Origin of the sequence: Pseudomonas sp. NBRC 111133 (assembly GCF_001320605.1) — a bacterium.
In the GTDB taxonomy this organism is placed as follows: Bacteria; Pseudomonadota; Gammaproteobacteria; order Pseudomonadales; family Pseudomonadaceae; genus Aquipseudomonas; species Aquipseudomonas monteilii.
On the sequence record NZ_BCBJ01000062.1, the window covers coordinates 174973 to 193611 of the forward strand.

Here is an 18639-nt window from a genome sequence, read left to right on the forward strand (position 1 = left end):
CCCGAACACAGCCTGATGAAGACACCCAAAAGAATCGAACCCCTGATCGAAGACGGCCTGGTCGACGAAGTACTGCGGCCGTTGATGAGTGGCAAGGAGGCCGCCGTGTACGTGGTGCGCTGTGGCAGCCAGGTACGTTGCGCCAAGGTCTATAAAGAAGCCAACAAGCGCAGCTTCCGCCAGGCCGCCGAGTACCAGGAAGGCCGCAAGGTGCGCAACAGCCGTCAGGCCCGGGCCATGGCCAAGGGTAGCAAGTACGGCCGCAAGGAAGCCGAAGACGCTTGGCAGAACGCCGAAGTGGCGGCGCTGTTTCGCCTTGCCAGCGCGGGCGTGAGGGTGCCCAAGCCTTACGACTTCCAGGACGGCGTGCTGTTGATGGAGCTGGTAACCGATGCCGATGGCGATGCCGCACCAAGGCTGAACGACGTGCACCTTGAAGCCGAGGATGCCCGCACGTTCCATGCCTTTGTCATTCGTCAGATCGTCTTGATGCTGTGTGCCGGGCTGGTGCATGGCGACCTGTCGGAGTTCAACGTGCTGCTGGGCCCGGACGGGCCAGTGATCATCGACTTGCCACAGGCGGTGGATGCGGCGGCCAACAACCATGCCTTCAACATGCTGCAGCGCGACGTTGACAACATGGCCCACTATTTCGGGCGCTTTGCGCCGGAGCTGAAAAGCACCCGGTATGCGCAGGAAATGTGGGCGCTGTACGAGGCCGGTGACTTGCTTCCCGACAGCCCATTGACTGGCGTGTTCGAGGATGACGAACATGAAGCTGACGTGACGGGGGTCATTCGCGAGATCGATGCTGCCCGCATGGATGATGCCCGCCGCCGTGCCGCGCGGGCCGAGGCCGAGCATGGACCGACCAAGGCAGAAGAGCCGACGCCGCCCTGGCTTCAGTAATAGGTTGCCTGTACCGGCCTCATCGCGGGCGTGCCCGCGAAGAGGCCGATACAGGATAACCAGGGCGCCAAACAGTCATTGCCTTTGACGCAAGACAATATCTCGCCATTTGTCCTTTTCACTGGCGCGTGACAGGCATAAGGTATACGCCGTTCAAAATGCCCTGGAGCTGTCATGTCCAACCAATTCCCCTCCGTTCGTCCCCGCCGCCTGCGCCAGAACGAGTCCCTGCGCACGATCTTCCAGGAAACCGAGTTCCGCCTGGAAGACCTGATCCTGCCGATCTTCGTCGAAGAGGGCATCGATGACTTCGTGCCGATCACCAGCATGCCCGGCGTCAATCGCATCCCCGAAAAGCTGCTGGCCCAGGAAATCGAGCGCTACGCCCGTGCCGGGATCAAGTCGGTGATGACCTTTGGCGTATCGCACAACCTGGACGCTGTGGGCAGCGACACCTGGAACGAAAACGGCCTGGTTGCGCGCATGTCGCGCATCTGCAAAGACACCGTGCCGGAAATGGTGGTGATGTCCGACACCTGCTTCTGCGAATACACCAGCCACGGCCACTGCGGCGTGCTGCATGACCACGGTGTGGACAACGACGCCACCCTGGCCAACCTGGGCAAGCAAGCGGTCATCGCTGCCGCTGCCGGTGCCGACTTCATCGCCCCGTCGGCGGCAATGGACGGCCAGGTACAGGCTATCCGCAGCGCGCTGGATGGTGCCGGTTTCCATGACACGGCGATCATGGCCTATTCGACCAAGTTTGCCTCGTCGCTGTATGGTCCGTTCCGTGAAGCCGGTGGTACCGCGCTGAAGGGCGACCGCAAGAGCTACCAGATGAACCCGATGAACCGCCGCGAAGCGGTGCGCGAGTCGCTGCTGGACGAGCAGGAAGGGGCAGACGTGCTGATGGTCAAGCCGGCTGGCGCCTACCTGGACGTGATCGCCGACATCCGCGCAGCGTCGCGCCTGCCTCTGGCTGCGTATCAGGTGAGCGGCGAGTACGCGATGATCAAGTTCGGCGGCCTGGCCGGTGCCATCGATGAAGGCCGGGTGGTGCGTGAAAGCATTGGCGCAATCAAGCGTGCCGGTGCTGACCTGATCCTGACCTACTTCGCCATGGACCTGGCCCGCGAGGGTATCTGATTAATAGGGCGCCGCTTTGCGGCGCCTCTGTTCACCTGTGCCTTGAAGCCGTGTAATGCCCCTGTGGGAGCGGCTTCAGCCGCGAAGACGCCAGCAAGCCAATTCACAAAAAATCGTCAAGCGCTGAATTATTTAGTGTCCCGTTGTATCTGAACCCTAAGAGCATTCATAGACAGGGATACGGGCATGAAACCTCGCAAGAAAAGCGTCCAGCCAATCGGCCTGAAGGACATCACGATCGTCGACGACGGAAAGATGAAAAAGGCGATCACCGCCGCAGCGCTGGGCAATGCCATGGAGTGGTTCGACTTCGGTGTTTACGGCTTCGTCGCCTACGCGCTGGGGAAGGTGTTCTTCCCCAATGCCGACCCCAGCGTGCAGATGATCGCCGCACTGGCCACCTTTTCTGTGCCGTTCTTGATCCGGCCGTTGGGCGGACTGTTTTTTGGCGCCCTGGGCGACAGGTTTGGCCGGCAAAAAATCCTCGCCGCGACTATCGTGATCATGTCGCTCAGTACCTTCGCTATCGGCCTGATACCGTCCTATGCCAGCATCGGCATCTGGGCGCCAATTTTGTTGCTGCTGGCCAAGATGGCCCAAGGGTTCTCAGTGGGCGGCGAGTACACGGGGGCGTCGATCTTCGTCGCCGAATACGCTCCCGACCGCAAGCGGGGTTTTCTCGGTAGCTGGCTGGACTTCGGCTCCATTGCCGGTTTTGTGCTTGGTGCAGGCGTGGTCGTGCTGATTTCTACCGTTCTCGGCGAGGAAAAGTTCCTGGAGTGGGGCTGGCGCCTGCCGTTCTTCCTGGCCCTGCCGTTGGGCATCATCGGCCTGTACCTGCGCCATGCGCTGGAAGAAACGCCCGCGTTCCAGCAGCATGTCGAGAAGCTGGAGCAGGGCGACCGCGAAGGGCTTGCCTCTGGGCCTAAGGTGTCGTTCAAGGAGGTGGCCACCCAGCACTGGCGCAGCCTGGTGACTTGCATTGGTGTGGTGATTGCCACCAACGTCACCTATTACATGCTGCTCACTTACATGCCCAGCTACCTGTCGCACAACCTGCATTACAGCGAAGACCACGGCGTGCTGATCATCATCGCGATCATGGTCGGCATGCTGTTCGTGCAACCGATGATAGGCCTGCTCAGCGACAAGTTTGGCCGCCGGCCATTCATCATCGTCGGCAGTGTCGGCCTGTTCGCCCTGGCCATTCCGGCGTTCATGCTGATCAACAGCGGTGAGCTGGCGGTGATTTTCGCCGGGTTGCTGATCATTGCCGTCATGCTCAACTTCTTCATCGGCGTAATGGCCTCGACGCTGCCGGCGATGTTCCCCACACACATCCGCTACAGCGCCCTGGCCAGTGCCTTCAACATCTCGGTGCTGATCGCCGGCCTTACCCCGACGCTCACTGCCTGGCTGGTGGAGAGCACCGGCAACCTGTACATGCCGGCTTATTACCTGATGGCGATTGCCGCCGTGGGCCTTGTCACTGGCCTGACCATGAAGGAAACCGCCAACAAGCCGCTGCGCGGTGCGGCACCGGCGGCATCGGACATCGAGGAAGCGCGTGAACTGCTGCAGGAGCACCACGACAACATCGAGCAGAAAATCGAAGACATCGACGCGCAGATCGCCGAGCTGGAAGCGAAACGCAAGGTGCTGGCTCAGCAGCACCCGCGCATCGACTGATCAGCGAGGCATGTAGCCGCGCTGCCAGGCGCGCGGTATGAACCGCGATACCAGGGCCAGCACACACGCCAGCGCGCAGCTGCCGGCCAGTGCCTGCAGGCCCAGGTGTTGTTGCAACCAGGCGCCGAGCGCGGCCCCCGACAGCATACCGGCCCAAGGCACCAGCTGCACCCGCCAGCCGTTACGCCGCTCGCCCAGCAGCCAGCGCCCCAGGCCACGGCCGAAGCGGGACAGGGCGCCAGTAACGTAGGTCAGGCCGATGGGCAGGCCGTTCACCTGTTCGACCACGGCATTGATCATGCCCATGGCCAGTGTGGCGGCCAGTAATGCCGGGAAGGTGGCTGCCAACGGCCACACGGCCGCGAACCCCAGCAGTGCGGCGACCACCAGCAACACGGGCCAGGCCCGGCGGTGAAAGCCGCGTGCCAGCAGTACGCCCAGCGCATTGCCGGCGACAAAGCCCAATACCGCGCCACTCAGGCGCAGCACCAGGGCCAGGTCGGCTTCACTGATGGCCACCGCCAGGCGCGTGGTGTTGCCGCTCATGAACGACACGAAATCACCCAGCGCCAGCAGGCCGATGGCATCGGTCATGCCAGCCAGCACCGACAGGGCGGCGACCAGGCCGAGGCCGACACGACCACGTAGGGTTTGCAGCCGCAGCCGCCTGGCCGTGCGCGTTGGGAGGGCATTGGGCAGCATGCGCAGGCCTCAGGGCAGCAGTTTTTCGCGGGCCAGGGTGCCTTTGAGGGTGCGCTCCACCACGTCGACCAGCACCATGGTCTGGTGATCGACCTCGATATTGAGTAGCTCGCCGGCCTTGTAGCGGGCGAAGGTGGTCTGGCGCAGGGTTTCCGGGATCAGGTTGATGGTGATGACATTGTCGTCGACATCGGCAACGGTCAGGCTGCAGCCGTTGACCCCGATGAAGCCGCGCGGGAACACGTACTTGCCCCATTCCGGCGGCATGCGAAACCTGATGAATGCACCGGTTTCCTTGATGGACAGCTCGACGATTTCCGCAGTGGTGGCGATGTGGCCGGCCATCAGGTGGCCGCCGACTTCGGCGTTCATTTTTGCCGAGCGTTCGATGTTGACGCCTTGGCCGGCCTTGAAATTGCGCAGGTTGGTGCGCTCCAGGGTGGCGTTCATGGCGTCGAACCTGACCTGCGTACCGTGAATTTCGGTGACCGACAGGCAAGTGCCCTCGACACTGACGCTGGCGCCGATCTTCAGTTCGTCGAGCAGTTCGGTGGTGAGGTCGATGGTGAACTGGTTGTGGCCCGGGTAGGCGGTCACATCAAGCAGAGGGCGGACGGCCTGGACGATGCCGGTGTACATGGAGTTGCTCCTGGGCACAAAAAGAAATCACCCGAACGCTATGCCTCTGGCGCTGCAAAATCAAGGTCGGCCTCTGCGCAGGTTTACAAATGCCCGCTGCTGTTGACGATCCGCAGGCACAGCGCCTCGTACGGGTCCAGGTTCACCATCAGGCGCCCGTCCTCGGTCAGGTCGCCTTCAACCGTCTCGTTGATCATGTCCACCACCGGCCCCGGCGTGAACCCGGTCAGTTGCAGCTCCTCCGCAATCACGTCCTGGCCAAAGTTCAACGCGCTGATCTGGATACCGCGCCCGGCCGGCAGTTCGTGCACCATCACCAGCAACCCCGGGCTGCTGACTTCAGGCACCAGCACCTGGCGGCTGGTGGCGATGCCATAGGCCTGGCGTACGGCCAGTAGCTTCTTCACCTTGCAGGCAAACGAGTCGCTGTTTTCCAGCTGGCTGTCCAGGCTTCCATACAAGGCGCGTGCACGGGGCATGCCGCGCACCGATTGCTCGGCCTGCGTGTCCAGCCCGGCCAGGTCGTAACCGCCCCGGTGAATCCAGCGGGTGTCGCCATCGAGCATGCGCTCGGCCACCGCGTCGGCGGGCAAGGGCAGGGCACCGACCAGGTCCCAGCCGGACAGCGCGACCACCCCCGGCTGCATGGCGTTGTACATGACCAGCAGCAGGTGCACCTTCTGGATCTGTTCGATTTCTGCCGCGCCGATCTGCTCCAGATCGCGCAGGCCCAATGCTGCGGCAATCAGGCTGGCCGTGGTGCAGGCGATGCCGTTGGTGACGAAGCGCAGGTTGTACGGCGCATGCTCGCCCGATAGCCGCTCGTAAATCTCTTCACGGATGTGTTCGCGCAGGATGCTGCCGGGTAGCGTCTGGCCTTTGAACAGGTACATGTCATGGGCGTGCAGGGTCCAGAAGTGCACCAGTTCCACGGTCAGCTCGTCATGGTTTTGCAGGGCATGGATCAGCGAAGCCGGGTCGATGCCGAAGGCGTGCATTTCCTTGAGCATCAGGCGCAGAAATGCGGTGTCACCGGTCAGCAGTGCATGCTGGTAGGCCGGCCGGGTAACGAAATCGTAGGACAGGTCGGCGCCGCCTTTGGACATCTGTGCGATGTCGTCCAGCGTGAGGTTAAGCTCCTGAAAGCTGAAGCCGCCGGCTTTGCGGATCATGCCGCCGATCAGCTGATTGCCCACAATCGACAGCGGGTGGCTTTCCGACCAGGCGGTATCGCTGGCCCGTGTTTCCACGCCGAGAAAGCCGTTGGCGTCCAGACGCAGGCCTCGGGCGCCCAGGCAGTCCAAGGCGTGCAGGGCATCGCCAATGATCATTTGCTGGGCGGCGAAGGTCGGGTCCAGCCAGTTCAGAGACGGTTGGCCTTCCTTGAAATAGTGCAGGTATACCCAGCGCCGCGTCTTGCCGTCGACACCGGTAACCGGCGGTGTAGCGCTCCAGTCGGTTTCCTTCACACCCGGCTCGAAGAAGATGACACGTTGCAGCTGGCCGACGATGTAATGGCGGGCCTTGAGCTCGTCGCATTGGGCCGGCAGCAGGTTGACCGCGTCACGGCCGGCGGGCACCTCCGGCAACAGCGGCCAGTCTTCCTCGCGGATTTCGACCATGTGGTACAGCCCCGGGTAGGGCCCGTGTGCCAGTTCTGCCAAGCGGAAGTCAGCACCCTTGCCGGTGTGTGAGGGGATCAGGTCGTCGATGGTCACGGCGTTGTGCGCCGCGGCCATGCGGCTCATCTGGATCAGTTCCTGTTCACTGCCGTACAGCGGGTCGATGTCGAAGCTGATGCGGTCGAAGTTGCCGTCCACGCTGGGGGTGAGTTCGCGACCGCGAATCCCGCCTGACAACTTGATCGGGCCGGTGTGCAGGCCCTGGATGCCGATATCCGACAAGCGCTTCCACAGCGCTTCGTGGGCCAGGGCGCCGAGCACCGAGCAGCCTGGCGGGGCGATGATGGCGTCGGGGTACACCGTCAGCCAGACCGAGGCGATTTCTGTGGCGCGGCGTGGCTGGGCTTCGGCGTACGGCTGCTGCCACAACCGGGACTGGCCTGAATACAGGCTGGCGCGCGCTTGGGAGGCCTTGAGCATGGCGCGGTCTTCGAGCCATTTGACGTATGACGGGTCGGGCTGGGTCATTTCGCGTCCTCTTTGCGTGTCGGCACCGGCTCAGGTTATGACGGCATAGGTGGCTGATCGTTCGGCTGGGAGTTGTGATGGCTTGCGAATCGGCATTCGGGCCGCTTCGCGCAAACATTTCAGCGAATCCTGATGGGTGGCCTCGCGGCTGCACAGGCGATGACCACACGAGGTATCCGGAGGCCGCTACAGCCACACGATCACCGCCGCGCCGACAACTGCTGCGGCGCCAGAAATGCATCATGAAAGTAGTTACGCACGGCCTGCATCGCCGGGCTGAACGCCCGCTCCCGGTGCCAGGCCAACCCCACGCTCATCGGCGTAACCGGGTCGCTGATGGTCACTGTCTCGATGCGTTTGCCCTCCAGCGACCAGGGCCGGTGTACCAGGTCTGACAGGATCGCCACGCCACTGCCATTGGCAACCATGCTGCGCACCGCTTCCACCGAACTGGTCCGCACCCGCACGCTCGGCCTTTGCCCGGCGTGTTCCCAGTAGCGCATGGCGCTTTGCTCGGCTTCGTCCACTGTCAGCAGAATGAACGGCTCACAGGCCACGTCGGCCAGGCTCACCGACGAGCGCTCGCACAGCGGATGGTGACCGGGCAGCCATAGCCGGCGCTCGGAGTTGAACAGCGTCTCCGAAACGATATCGGGGTGGGTGAGGTTGGCGGTGAGCACTACCGCCATGTCGAAACGCCCCTCCAGCAAGCCTTGCTCGATGGCGCTGCGCTCTTGCTCGTACAGCTCCAGGGTCACGTCCGGGTGCCAGTGTTCCAGGCGCTGCAGGTGGTGGGGCAGGAAGTAGCCGATCACGGTGTAGCTTGCCGCCAGGCGCAGCAGGCCGCTTGCACGCACGTTCGGCAGCGGGCTGTTCAACGCGTCATCGACACTTCGCAGTATCACATAGGCGCGGTTCAGAAAGTGCCGGCCCGCTTCGGTCAGGTTCATGCCCTGAGCCGAGCGCTGGAACAGCAGCACGCCAAGCATGGCTTCCAGTTCCTTGATGGCCGTGGTTACCGCCGACTGGGAGATATTCAGGTGGATCGCTGCCTGGGAAATCTGGCCGATCTCGGCGGTTGCGACAAAATAGCGGACCTGGCGCAGTGTCAGTGACACGGTTGGCTCCTGTGGTATCTGATTTTCCGAAGACACCCCATCTGTTTATAGATCTTCCCAAGGGGGTGTGGAGACTCTAACGTGGCTTGCATGCAGTCACAAGCGCCAGGAGAAACAGTCATGCAGGTGGTGGATTTCAACTCGGACATGGGTGAGGGGTTTGGCCCGTGGACCATTGGCGATGGCGTCGACATCGAGCTGATGGGCCATATCAGCACCGCGAACATCGCCACGGGCTTCCATGCCGGCGACCCCGGTACCATGCGCCGTACTGTAGAGCGGGCCAAGGCGTTGGGCGTTGCGGTGGGCGCCCACCCGGGTTTCCGAGACCTGGTGGGCTTTGGCCGCCGGCATATCAACGCCCCGGCCCAGGAGCTGGTCGACGACATGCTTTACCAGCTGGGTGCACTGCGAGAAATTGCCCGTGCACAAGGTGTGCGCCTGCAGCACATCAAGCCGCACGGTGCGCTGTACATGCACCTGGCGCGTGACGAAGAAGCCGCGCGCCTGTTGGTGGAAAACCTGCGGGTGATCGAGCCGGGGCTGTTGCTGTACTGCATGCCGGGCTCGGTGATCTGTCGTATTGCCCAGGAACTTGGCCAACCGGTGGTCCGCGAGTTCTACGCCGACCGCGAGTACGACCTGAGCGGCTCTATCGTCTTCACCCGCAATGTGCGTGGTTATGACCCCACAGCGGTTGCAGAGCGGGTACTGCGTGCTTGCCAGCAAGGCGTGGTACGTACGGTCGAAGGCCAGGACCTGGCCATCGCGTTCGATTCCATTTGCCTGCACAGCGATACTCCCGGCGCGCTCGACCTGGTAGAAGCCACGCGCAAGGCGCTGGACGCAGCCGGTATCGTGGTGCGTGCGCCACGTTGAGCCCATGAGGCATCCGGCAGGCACAAGCCGGAGCCCGTATAGGTTGTTTTCGCCTGCCTTTCTATAAAGATTCCAAAAAAGGAACAGTCATGGCCGAATCGCTTGCTACAACCCCGATCCGCTACAGCTTCGGCGCAGACGAGCACCTGTTTGCCGAAGTCAGCGACAGCATGTCGCTGGAAGCCTTCTTCAAGGGCATGGCCGTCACTCGCGCCGTGGAGCGGCTGGCCCTGGAGGGCGTGCTGGACGTGTGCCTGGCCAACGCCTCGTTCCAGATCCGCTTCGACCCGGACCGTATCGCCCCCGATGCACTGCTTGAAGCCGTGCGCGGTGCCGAAGCGCGGGCCGTGGCCGAGCGTTCGTTGCAGACGCGAATCATCGAGATCCCGGTGCTGTACAACGATCCCTGGACCCATGAAACCCTGATGCGCTTTCGTGACCGTCATCAAGACCCGGCCAGCACTGACCTGGAGTACGCGGCACGTATCAATGGCCTGGCCGATGTCGAGGCATTCATCGCCGCGCACAGCGGCGCGCCATGGTTCGTGTCGATGGTCGGCTTCGTTGCCGGCCTGCCCTTCATGTTCCAGATGGTCGAGCGCGAACGGCAGTTGCAGGTGCCCAAGTACCTGCGCCCGCGTACCGACACACCCAAGCTCACCCTGGGCCATGGCGGCTGTTTCGGCTGCATCTACTCGGTGCGCGGAGCAGGGGGCTACCAGATGTTCGGCGTTACCCCGGCACCGATCTACGACCCGCAGCAAACCTTGAACTACCTGAAAGCGCATATGGTGTTCTTCCGTCCGGGTGACATCGTGCAATTCAAACCCATCGACCGCCGTGCCTATGACCAGGCCGTGGCGGATGTTGAAGAAGGCCGCTTCGACCTGCGCATTCGCCCGGTCGATTTTTCCCTGGACGCCTTCCTCGCCGACCCGGTCGGCTACCCCAAATCGCTGCAGGAGGTATTGGCATGATCAAGGTCCTCAAACCGGGCTTGGCGACGTCTGTGCAGGACTTGGGCCGCGAAGGCTACTACCACCTGGGTATCCCACCGTCAGGCGCCCTCGACCAGTACGCCCTGCATGCGGCCAACCACCTGGTGGGCAACCCGGCCGGCGCTGCAGGCCTGGAGTGCGCGCTGGTGGGGCCGGAGCTGGAGTTCCAGCAGGACACACTGGTGGCCGTGTGCGGTGCGCAGATGCCTGCGTTGCTCGACGGTCGTGAGCAGCGCCCGGACACGGCGTTTGCCGTACGTGCCGGGCAGGTGTTGCGTTTCGGCTTTCCCACCGCAGGCGCACGGGCTTACCTGGCGGTGGCCGGCGGCATCGATGTGCCCGAGGTACTGGGTAGCCGTTCCACCTACGCGTTGGGAGCGTTGGGCGGCTTCCAGGGGCGCAAACTGATAGCGGGCGACCTGCTGCCGGTCGGCATGCCCAGCGGCAAGACCCGCGCGGGTGCAAGCCTGCCCATGGCCCTGCGCCAGGCCTTGGGCGGCGAGGTGGTGTTGCGTGTGGTGCCGGGGCTGTACTTTCACCGTCTTACCGAAGCTGCAGCGCAAAGCTTCTTCACCGAAGCCTGGACCGTCGGCTCCGAAGCCGACCGTATCGGCTATCGCTACAAAGGCGGCAGTGCCTTGAGCTTTCAGCCACGGGAACAGCCGTTCGGTGCGGGGTCGGATCCGTCGAACATCGTCGACAGCTGCTACCCGATCGGCTCGATCCAGGTGCCGGCAGGGTTGGAGCCGATCATCCTGCACCGCGATGCTGTGTCGGGTGGCGGCTACGCCATGATCGGAACAGTGATCAGCGCCGACCTGGACCTGATCGGCCAGATGCAGCCCAACCAGCAGGCACGGTTCCTGGCGGTAAGCCTGGACCAGGCGCTGGAGGCACGGCGTTCGTACAAGAAGAAGCTGGCTTGCCTAACCAGGCTCTTCGGAAATGTTTAGCAACTAGATGAAGAGAAGGATCCTACAACCGTTTAGGAAGCCCCAGACTCCTTGAAGAATTGATTCCCCGATAGTGTGTCTGTCTTCAGCCTGCTGGAAGACAAGGACCACTTCATGCCGGCCCACTCCATATTCCTCCGGTAAAACCCGAGGGCGCCTCCGATGCCCGCGATGTAACCGAAAATACGCTGCACGGGATGCTCGATGGCCCGCAGGAGACCGGCTCGCCTTACCCGGCCGACGAGGGAAGGCGAGCCGATCACCCGGATTACGAAGGCTACCCCGCGGACCCGGACTTCCAACTGCGCGGCGGCTTCGAGAACCTGATGCTCGACGCCGCCACCCCGCTGTTCGGCCTGGCCATTCGCCTGAACACACTGGATGACCTGCCCAACATCGCCTACGTGCACAAGACCGTGCAGAATCAGGTCCGCAACATCCGCGAAGAAATCCGGCAGCACGGCTACTCCGTAGCTTGCAAGAGGAAGCCGCAGCTGCCCAGCAAGGCACACGCTACAAGCAGGACGCCGTGCTGGTCCCCGGCAGAACCGAATGGCGGCCGGCCCCGTTGCCCCGGCCGCGCATCGCCACGGCGGCCTGATTGAAAACGTCATGCTCTCAGTCCGTAACCCTGAGACTGACGAAGTCATTGACCGTGTCTTCTTCACGCATACCCTGCATCAGGGCGAAGCCTACTGGGCCGTCGCCCGTCTGTTCATGCAACAAGGCCCCAAAGCCTTGCCAAAATTCGTGCACCCACCCCGCGACTGGAACGATGACGATGGCCTCAGCCACATGCATTGCCTTGCCCCAAAGGTTGAGTGGCCAGCAGACATTGACCGTGAATCCCGTACAGCACCGTCTGAAGGAGAGACCCAATGAACCCGGTTGTACTTGTAGGCCACCGACATGAATGCCCGCTGCATGGTGTCAATCAGGTAGAGAGCGGAAGTGCTACCTATACCTTCAACGGCAGGGCAGTTGCGAGGGTAGGTGACCGCACCACGTGTGGTGCGGTTATCGAGAGTGGGGCAGAGCATTTCCTGATCGAAGGCGCGGCGGTGGCGCGCAAAGGCGACCGAACGGATCATGGGGGTGTGCTGGATGAGGGCGATGTCGGGTGGTTGCTGGAGGACCGTGTGGGTTTGCTGATCTGTTTGCCGGCCTGGGAAGCCACTTCAAGGGCCTGGCCGTCCCGTTGCTTGCCTTGGCGGGCAAGGCCTTCAAGCTGCGGTATCAGCATGCCTTCCGGCAAATGCCGCCAGAACCGCCCGGGCATGTGCAGGCGCAAGGCGTCCGGGTTGAGGCGAGCAGGGTTGAAGGTATGGCGGTAATAGGTGCGCCACAGTTCGGCGCCAGGGTCGTCGGCATTGCGTGCCCATTGCTGCCAATACTCAGGGCAATGGCGTTGGTAATCGAAATCCCGGCCGTCGAAGCGAATGCCATCCCGTGGCGTGGCGATCAACCAGCGTAAACGCCCCAGACGGTCGGCAAAGTGAGGGCTGGCACTTTCCAGAACGTCATGCGCCGGTTCGTGAGAGGCCACCAGATCAAGTTGCAGGCGATCAGCCAACGCCTCTGGCAGCGGTACGAAGCGCACAAAGGCATGCAGGTGATGCGCCTCCCGGGTGACTTGCTTGATACGCCGTTGCAACTCACTGCCCAACCGGTCACCTGCCAGCATGGCCGTGCGGTCGCCATGGGCAACACGCCAGAGCACTTCATACAGCAGGTTCCAGCGCTGTTCGCCACGATAACGGGCAGCCTGCTCCAACTGGCTCAGCAGCACGGCTGGGACTTTGGCACGAAAGGGGCCTGGGCCTTCCGGGGGCGCTGCCGGTACTGCCAGCAGGTCGGCCATCGGGCCTTGCGACCAGGTAACCTCGGCGGGGTCGATGCCATGCCCCAGCAACACCCGGGCCTGATCCCGCCAGGTGGCGAACTGGTCGTCACAATCGAGCGCGATCATCCCCACAACCCCATCTGCACGGGCGCCTGCGGCTCACGCAAACGTGCCCTTAGCAGGCCGCTGCGCAACTCGGCCTGGGCCGGGCGATAATCGCTGGTGACGATGAACGGCCGTGCCTTGTCCAGTACGCAGCGCAGCTGAATGAGGTCGTCATAGCGAATGCGCCGCTCTCGGCGCAGTGCGACCAGGCGCTGTACGCTACGCAGGCCAATGCCGGGAATACGCGCCAGCAGCGCGGGCTCGGCGCGGTTCACGTCCAGCGGGAATACCTCCCGGTTGGCCAGCGCCCAGGCCAGCTTGGGGTCGATGTCCAGCGCCAGGTTGCCGCTCTGGCCCAGCAGTTCACCCGCCTTGTAGCCATAGCCACGCAGCAGGAAGTCAGCCTGGTACAGGCGGTGCTCGCGCAGTAGCGGCGGGGCAGCCAAGGGCACGCTGCCGGGGCTGTCGGGGATCGGGCTGAACGCAGAGTAATACACGCGCTTGAGGCCGTAGCCTTGATACAGCGACTCGGCATTGCGCAGCAGGGTGCTGTCGTCGGTGCTGTCGGCACCGACGATCACTTGGGTGCTTTGCCCGGCAGGGGTGAAGCGCGGGGCCTTGGGTTCGTTGGCCACGGCTTGTTGGCCCAGGTGAATCACGCCCATTGCCTGGCGGATGGTATGCGCCTGTTTTTCCGGTGCCAGGCGCTTGAGGCTGGCGTCGGTGGGCAGCTCGATGTTGACACTGAGTCGGTCGGCCAGGCGGCCGGCTTCTTCGATCAGCAGAGGGTCGGCATCCGGGATGGTCTTGAGGTGAATGTAACCGCGGAAGTTGTGTTCTTCGCGCAGCAACCGGGCTACGCGGATCAGTTGCTCCATGGTGTAGTCCGCCGAGCGGATAATGCCGGAGCTAAGGAACAGGCCACTGATGCAGTTTCGCCGGTAGAAGTCCAGCGTCAGGCGGACCACCTCTTCGGGCGTAAAGCGCGCGCGAGGTACGTTGCTGGAGCGGCGGTTGACGCAGTACTGGCAGTCGTACAGGCAAAAGTTGGTCAATAGCACCTTGAGCAGCGACACGCAGCGGCCGTCGGGGGTGTAGCTGTGGCAGATGCCCAGGCCGTTGGTGGCGCCCAGGCCGTCACCGCCGCGTGAATTACGCTTGGGCGCGCCGCTGCTGGCGCAGGACGCGTCGTACTTGGCGGCGTCGGCGAGGATGCCCAGTTTGGCGATGAGCTGCATGTGACTGACTCGCAATACTGAATATTCATACAGTATTTTGAGAATTGGTGAATTGCAAGAGGCACGAAGCTTCGCATTGAACATAACCGAGTAAATCCGTCAGCTAAGCTTGTGCTGGACTAACGGACAGCAACGAGGCACGGGAGAGGTTATGAAGATCACCATCAAGCCGGAACTGGCGCTGGCCGGGCTGGCGCTGGCATTGAGCATGCTCAATGCGCAGGCAGCGGAAACCAGAAAGGTGGATGTGATGCTGGTGGGCGGCGGCATCATGAGTTCTACGCTGGCCGTCTGGCTCAATGAGCTGGAGCCAGGCTGGTCGATGGAGATGGTCGAACGCCTGGACAAGGTGGCTGAAGAAAGCTCCAACGGCTGGAACAACGCCGGCACCGGCCACTCGGCCCTGGCTGAACTCAACTACACGCCGGAAAAAGACGGCAAGATCGACATCAGCAAAGCCGTGGAGATCAACGAGTCGTTCCAGGTCACCCGCCAGTTCCTGGCCTGGCAGGTGAAGCAGGGCGTATTGAAGAACCCGCATTCCTTCATCAATACCACGCCGCACATGAGCTTCGTGTGGGGGGACGACAACATCCGCTTCCTGAAAAGGCGCTATGAGGCGCTGCAGGCCAGCCCGTTGTTCAAGCCCATGCAGTATTCCGAAGACCACGAGCAGATCCGCAAATGGGTGCCGTTGATGATGGAGGGGCGCGACCCCAACCAGAAGCTGGCCGTGACCTGGACGCCGATTGGTACCGACGTCAACTTTGGCGAGATCACCCGGCAGTATGTGGGCTATCTGCAGACCCGGCCTAACTTTGACCTCAAGCTGTCGAGCGAGGTGCAGGAAATCACCCGTAACGATGACGGCTCCTGGCACGTCGAGTACAAGAACCTGAAAGATGGCAGCAAGTCGGCTACCGACGCCAAGTTCCTGTTCATTGGTGCCGGTGGTGCGGCGTTGCCACTGCTGCAGAAGTCGGGCATCGTGGAAGCCAAGGACTATGCCGGCTTCCCGGTCGGTGGCTCGTTCCTGGTCACCGACAACCCGGCCATCGCCCAGCGCCACATGGCCAAGGCCTACGGCATTGCCGCGACCGGTGCCCCGCCAATGTCGGTGCCGCACCTGGACACCCGGGTGCTCGATGGCAAGCGCATGATCCTGTTCGGGCCGTTCGCCACGTTCTCGACCAAGTTCCTCAAACAGGGCTCGCTGCTCGACCTGCTTGCCAGTACCAGTGTGCACAACGCCTGGCCGATGGTGCGGGTGGGCGTACGCGAGTTTGACCTGGTGCAGTACCTGATCGGCCAGGTGCTGCAATCCGACAATGACCGCTTCGAAGCGCTGCGCACCTACTTCCCCGAGGCGAAGAAGGAAGACTGGCGGCTGTGGCAGGCCGGCCAGCGGGTGCAGATCATCAAGAAAGACGACGCATTGGGTGGCGTGCTCAAGCTCGGTACCGAGGTGGTGACATCCAAGGACGGCACTATCGCCGGCTTGCTGGGGGCTTCGCCGGGTGCCTCGACCGCACCACCCATCATGCTCGATGTGCTAAACAAGGTGTTCAAGGACAAGGTGGCAACGCCGCAATGGCAGGCCAAGATCAAGGAGATCATCCCGTCCTATGGCATTCGCCTGAATGACCACCCGGACCAGGTACAGAAGGAATGGGCATACACCAATGAGGTGCTGCAGCTCAATCCGCCTGCGCCTTAGCCCATGTGAAACGGTAGATGTGGTTGGGCGCTGCGCTTTGGCATTGGCCGTTGTCGGCATCGGCGCCCACCACATACCATTCGGCGCGCGAGGTCTGGCCCAGCTTGCGGGCCTTGCTGGCACTGAAGCAGCGGCCCAGTTCGGTGGCTGGAATCAGGGCGAAAGCGGCAGGGTTCTGGCGTAGCCAGTAGGCCGCCGTATCCGCATTGGATTGGCCGGTGAAGCCGAAATGCACAATCGGTTGCCGGGCAAACAGCCAATGCCCCTCGCGCCAGCTTACCAACACCAGCTCAGCGCCACCGGTGGCGCGTTTCGCCTCGCTCATCAGCGTTTCATGCGGGTTGCGACCCTCCTTTAGCGGCTCGACAAAGCCACGTGCAAACCACAGGGCAAACCACACCAAGGCCACGGCAGTGAATACGCTGCGCCATCCCGGTCGGCGTTGAAACCAGTGTTTGAGTAACCATGGCACCAGTGGTGCGATGGCCAGCACCAGGCCTGGCAGCGCGGGGAAGATATACAGCTTGCGCTTGCCGCTGCTGAGGCTGAAAAAAAGCAGCACCAGCGCCACCCAGCCAAGCAACAGCAGAAAGCGCCCATCGCGCTTCTGCAATTGCCGGCGCCAGGCGGGCACCAGCCAAGGCAGGGCGAGGATCAGTGGCAGCCAGTATTTGGGAATGACTTTGACGAAGAAGTACCAGAATGGCTCGCGATGGTCCCAGGCGTTGGCATAGCGGCTTGCGGTCTGGCGTAGCAAAATCTCCTTGAGGTACGCCAGCTCCGCCGCGCCACCGCCATGGGCGATCGACACCAACAGGGGCAGCAGCCACACCGCGCAACCGGCCAGCAACCACAGCAGCCCCAGGCTCCAGCGCCAGCTCTGGCCAGGCATGGCGACTACACCGTGCCAGTGTCGGCGTATCGCCCAGGCATAGGGAAGCAACATCAGCGCGGGGATAAAGCCCACGCCCTTGCTGATAATGCCCAGCCCCATGGCCGCACAGGCCAGGTAGAACCAGCCCCAGGCTGGGCCCAGCAGCAGGTGGCGCACCATGCCGTAAAAGCCCAGTGCCACCCACAGGCACAGGAAACTGTCGATCTGCCCCGTACGCAGGATGCTGTAGCTCTGGTAGGTGGCCAGGAACAGCAAGGCGGCGATTACACCGATACGCCGGTTCCACAGGCGCCGCCCCAGGTCATGCAGCACCCAGGTGATGGTCGCCGCCGACAGTAGGCCTGGCAGGTAGAGGGCTATCCTGGGCGAGCCGGTCAGTTGGCTGAACAGGGCCACGGTCCACATGAACAGCGGCGGCTTGTCGCCATAAATTTCCGCTGCCCGGTGGGGGATGAACCAGTTGCCGCTCTGCAGCATTTCCAGGGCGACGCCGAGAAAGCGCTCTTCGTCCACATTCATTGGCTGGCGCCAGCCAATACCGGCGCCCACCAACAACACCGCGAGGGCAATCAGGGCCAGGCGTTCGGCCCCAAGTGTCTTGAACCTGGGCAAGGGCTATTCCTTCTGTTCCTGATGGCGGGCGATGAGTTGCAGGTTGCGCAGGTAAACCAGGAAGCCGAAGCTCTGGCCGATGATGAATACCGGGTCCTGGCGGTAAATGGCGTAGGTCAGCAGCAGCGCGCTGCCGAGCATGCTCAGGTACCAGAAACCTACCGGGATGACACTGCGGCGCTTGAACTCGCTGTACAGCCACTGCAGCACGAAGCGCCCGGTGAAAACGGCCTGGCCGGTGAAGCCGATGATCAGCCACAGGGTTTCGCGGGTCATCCTTCGAGCTCCTGGGGGCGCGTGTCTAGACGGGTTCGGCGGATCAGCCACCACACCCCGAACAGGTCGAGTATGCCGACCAGGGCGCGGTCCAGGTTGCCGTACTTGGACACCCCGGCGTGACGTGGTCGGTGGTTGACCGGGTGCACCAGCATGCGGCCGTTATGGCGCAGGATCAGCGCCGGGATAAAGCGGTGCATGTGGTCGAAGTAGGGCAGGCGCAGGAAGGCTGCACGCTCTATCAGTTTCAGCCCGCAGCCGGTGTCGGGCGTGGCGTCCTTGAGCATGCGGCTGCGCAGGCCGTTGGCGAAGCGCGATGCCCAGCGCTTGCTGGCGCTGTCACGGCGGTTGATCCGGTGCCCGGCCACCAGCTTCACACCACCGGCCAGATCTTGATTGGCGCGTACCAGGGCCAGCATGCCCGGGATGTCTGCCGGGTCGTTCTGGCCGTCGCCATCGAGGGTGGCCAGCCATTGGCCGCGGGCAGCCTGCGCGGCATGCCACAGCGAGGTGCTCTGGCCCAGCGAGCGGTCGTGGCGCAGGATGCGCAGTTGCGTGTAACCCTGGCTTTTCAGGTGTTGCAGTACGCTCAGGGTGTGGTCGCTGCTGCCATCGTCAACCACCAGCACTTCATAGTGTTCTGTCGCCAGCGCGCTGCGAATTTCCATCAGCAGTGACGGCAGGTTGTCGACCTCGTTCCTGGCAGGTATGAGCACCGAGAGGTCAAGTGGATCTGTCATGAGGCTACCTGTGATCGTGTTGTGATT

17 protein-coding genes and 3 pseudogenes are annotated in these 18639 nt (G+C 62.8%); 11 read left to right on the forward strand and 9 right to left on the reverse strand.

Annotated elements, in window-relative coordinates; genetic code table 11:
- The first annotated feature begins 15 nt into the window (after window positions 1-15).
- The 3 genes from APH36_RS13405 to proP all read left to right on the forward strand — a co-directional run bounded on the left by APH36_RS13405 (window position 16) and on the right by proP (window position 3747).
- Window positions 16-909, forward strand: a complete 894-nt coding sequence (locus APH36_RS13405; protein WP_060499018.1) for a PA4780 family RIO1-like protein kinase — start codon at window positions 16-18, stop codon at window positions 907-909.
- Window positions 910-1083: 174 nt separating this feature from the next.
- Window positions 1084-2058, forward strand: a complete 975-nt coding sequence (gene hemB, locus APH36_RS13410; RefSeq protein ID WP_013972900.1) for a porphobilinogen synthase — start codon at window positions 1084-1086, stop codon at window positions 2056-2058.
- Window positions 2059-2244: 186 nt separating this feature from the next.
- Window positions 2245-3747 carry a glycine betaine/L-proline transporter ProP gene (gene proP / locus APH36_RS13415; protein ID WP_060499019.1) on the forward strand — a complete coding sequence of 501 codons (1503 nt, stop codon included), beginning with the start codon at window positions 2245-2247 and terminating at the stop codon, window positions 3745-3747.
- Here proP and APH36_RS13420 read toward each other — a convergent pair whose 3' ends face one another.
- The 4 genes from APH36_RS13420 to APH36_RS13435 all read right to left on the reverse strand — a co-directional run bounded on the left by APH36_RS13420 (window position 3748) and on the right by APH36_RS13435 (window position 8356).
- Window positions 3748-4449 carry a YoaK family protein gene (locus APH36_RS13420; protein WP_060499020.1) on the reverse strand — a complete coding sequence of 234 codons (702 nt, stop codon included), beginning with the start codon at window positions 4447-4449 and terminating at the stop codon, window positions 3748-3750. It abuts the gene before it with no gap.
- 9 nt (window positions 4450-4458) lie between these two features.
- Entirely contained in the window at window positions 4459-5088 is a 630-nt protein-coding gene (locus APH36_RS13425) for a riboflavin synthase (protein WP_060499021.1), read from the reverse strand.
- Between the two features lie 83 nt (window positions 5089-5171).
- Window positions 5172-7238 (reverse strand): maltose alpha-D-glucosyltransferase, encoded by a 2067-nt coding sequence (gene treS, locus APH36_RS13430; RefSeq protein ID WP_060499022.1) that lies wholly within the window; start codon window positions 7236-7238, stop codon window positions 5172-5174.
- Window positions 7239-7438: 200 nt separating this feature from the next.
- Window positions 7439-8356 (reverse strand): LysR family transcriptional regulator, encoded by a 918-nt coding sequence (locus APH36_RS13435; protein ID WP_016714094.1) that lies wholly within the window; start codon window positions 8354-8356, stop codon window positions 7439-7441.
- A 120-nt stretch (window positions 8357-8476) separates the two neighbouring features.
- Here APH36_RS13435 and APH36_RS13440 point away from each other — a divergent pair, with 120 nt between their 5' ends.
- The 7 genes and pseudogenes from APH36_RS13440 to APH36_RS30770 all read left to right on the forward strand — a co-directional run.
- Window positions 8477-9235 (forward strand): 5-oxoprolinase subunit PxpA, encoded by a 759-nt coding sequence (locus APH36_RS13440; protein ID WP_060499023.1) that lies wholly within the window; start codon window positions 8477-8479, stop codon window positions 9233-9235.
- Window positions 9236-9324: 89 nt separating this feature from the next.
- Window positions 9325-10212 (forward strand): allophanate hydrolase subunit 1, encoded by an 888-nt coding sequence (locus APH36_RS13445; RefSeq protein ID WP_060499024.1) that lies wholly within the window; start codon window positions 9325-9327, stop codon window positions 10210-10212.
- Window positions 10209-11186, forward strand: a complete 978-nt coding sequence (locus tag APH36_RS13450) for a biotin-dependent carboxyltransferase family protein (RefSeq protein ID WP_060499025.1) — start codon at window positions 10209-10211, stop codon at window positions 11184-11186. The genes APH36_RS13445 and APH36_RS13450 overlap by 4 nt, the downstream gene beginning before the upstream one ends.
- 197 nt (window positions 11187-11383) lie before the next feature.
- Window positions 11384-11662, forward strand: a pseudogene (locus APH36_RS30765) (DotU family type IV/VI secretion system protein); the annotation flags it as partial.
- Window positions 11659-11772, forward strand: a pseudogene (locus APH36_RS33190) (hypothetical protein); the annotation flags it as partial. The pseudogenes APH36_RS30765 and APH36_RS33190, both read left to right, overlap by 4 nt.
- 26 nt (window positions 11773-11798) lie before the next feature.
- A complete protein-coding gene (locus APH36_RS32675) occupies window positions 11799-12068 on the forward strand; it encodes a DUF6708 domain-containing protein (RefSeq protein WP_312827693.1) in 270 nt (89 codons plus the stop codon).
- A pseudogene (locus tag APH36_RS30770) lies at window positions 12065-12319 on the forward strand (PAAR domain-containing protein); the annotation flags it as partial. The gene APH36_RS32675 and the pseudogene APH36_RS30770, both read left to right, overlap by 4 nt.
- Here APH36_RS30770 and APH36_RS13465 read toward each other — a convergent pair.
- A complete protein-coding gene (locus tag APH36_RS13465; RefSeq protein ID WP_060499028.1) occupies window positions 12274-13161 on the reverse strand; it encodes a TIGR03915 family putative DNA repair protein in 888 nt (295 codons plus the stop codon). The pseudogene APH36_RS30770 and the gene APH36_RS13465 sit on opposite strands and share 46 nt — an antisense overlap.
- Complete coding sequence (locus tag APH36_RS13470; protein WP_060499029.1) at window positions 13152-14372, reverse strand: putative DNA modification/repair radical SAM protein; 1221 nt, start codon at window positions 14370-14372, stop codon at window positions 13152-13154. The genes APH36_RS13465 and APH36_RS13470 overlap by 10 nt, the downstream gene beginning before the upstream one ends.
- A gap of 151 nt (window positions 14373-14523) precedes the next feature.
- Here APH36_RS13470 and mqo point away from each other — a divergent pair, with 151 nt between their 5' ends.
- Window positions 14524-16089, forward strand: a complete 1566-nt coding sequence (gene mqo / locus APH36_RS13475; protein ID WP_060499030.1) for a malate dehydrogenase (quinone) — start codon at window positions 14524-14526, stop codon at window positions 16087-16089.
- On the opposite strand, the gene APH36_RS13480 is transcribed toward mqo, so the two are convergent.
- From APH36_RS13480 to APH36_RS13490, 3 genes are read right to left on the reverse strand one after another with little or no spacing between them, the layout of a single operon-like run.
- Complete coding sequence (locus APH36_RS13480; protein ID WP_060499031.1) at window positions 16070-17596, reverse strand: glycosyltransferase family 39 protein; 1527 nt, start codon at window positions 17594-17596, stop codon at window positions 16070-16072. The genes mqo and APH36_RS13480 overlap by 20 nt on opposite strands.
- 3 nt (window positions 17597-17599) lie before the next feature.
- Window positions 17600-17872, reverse strand: a complete 273-nt coding sequence (locus APH36_RS13485) for a lipid-A-disaccharide synthase N-terminal domain-containing protein (RefSeq protein WP_060499032.1) — start codon at window positions 17870-17872, stop codon at window positions 17600-17602.
- The gene (locus APH36_RS13490) at window positions 17869-18612 is read right to left on the reverse strand and encodes a glycosyltransferase family 2 protein (protein ID WP_060499033.1); all 744 of its coding nucleotides are present in this window, start codon (window positions 18610-18612) and stop codon (window positions 17869-17871) included. Before APH36_RS13490 ends, APH36_RS13485 begins: the two co-directional genes overlap by 4 nt.
- Window positions 18613-18639 lie beyond the last annotated feature (27 nt).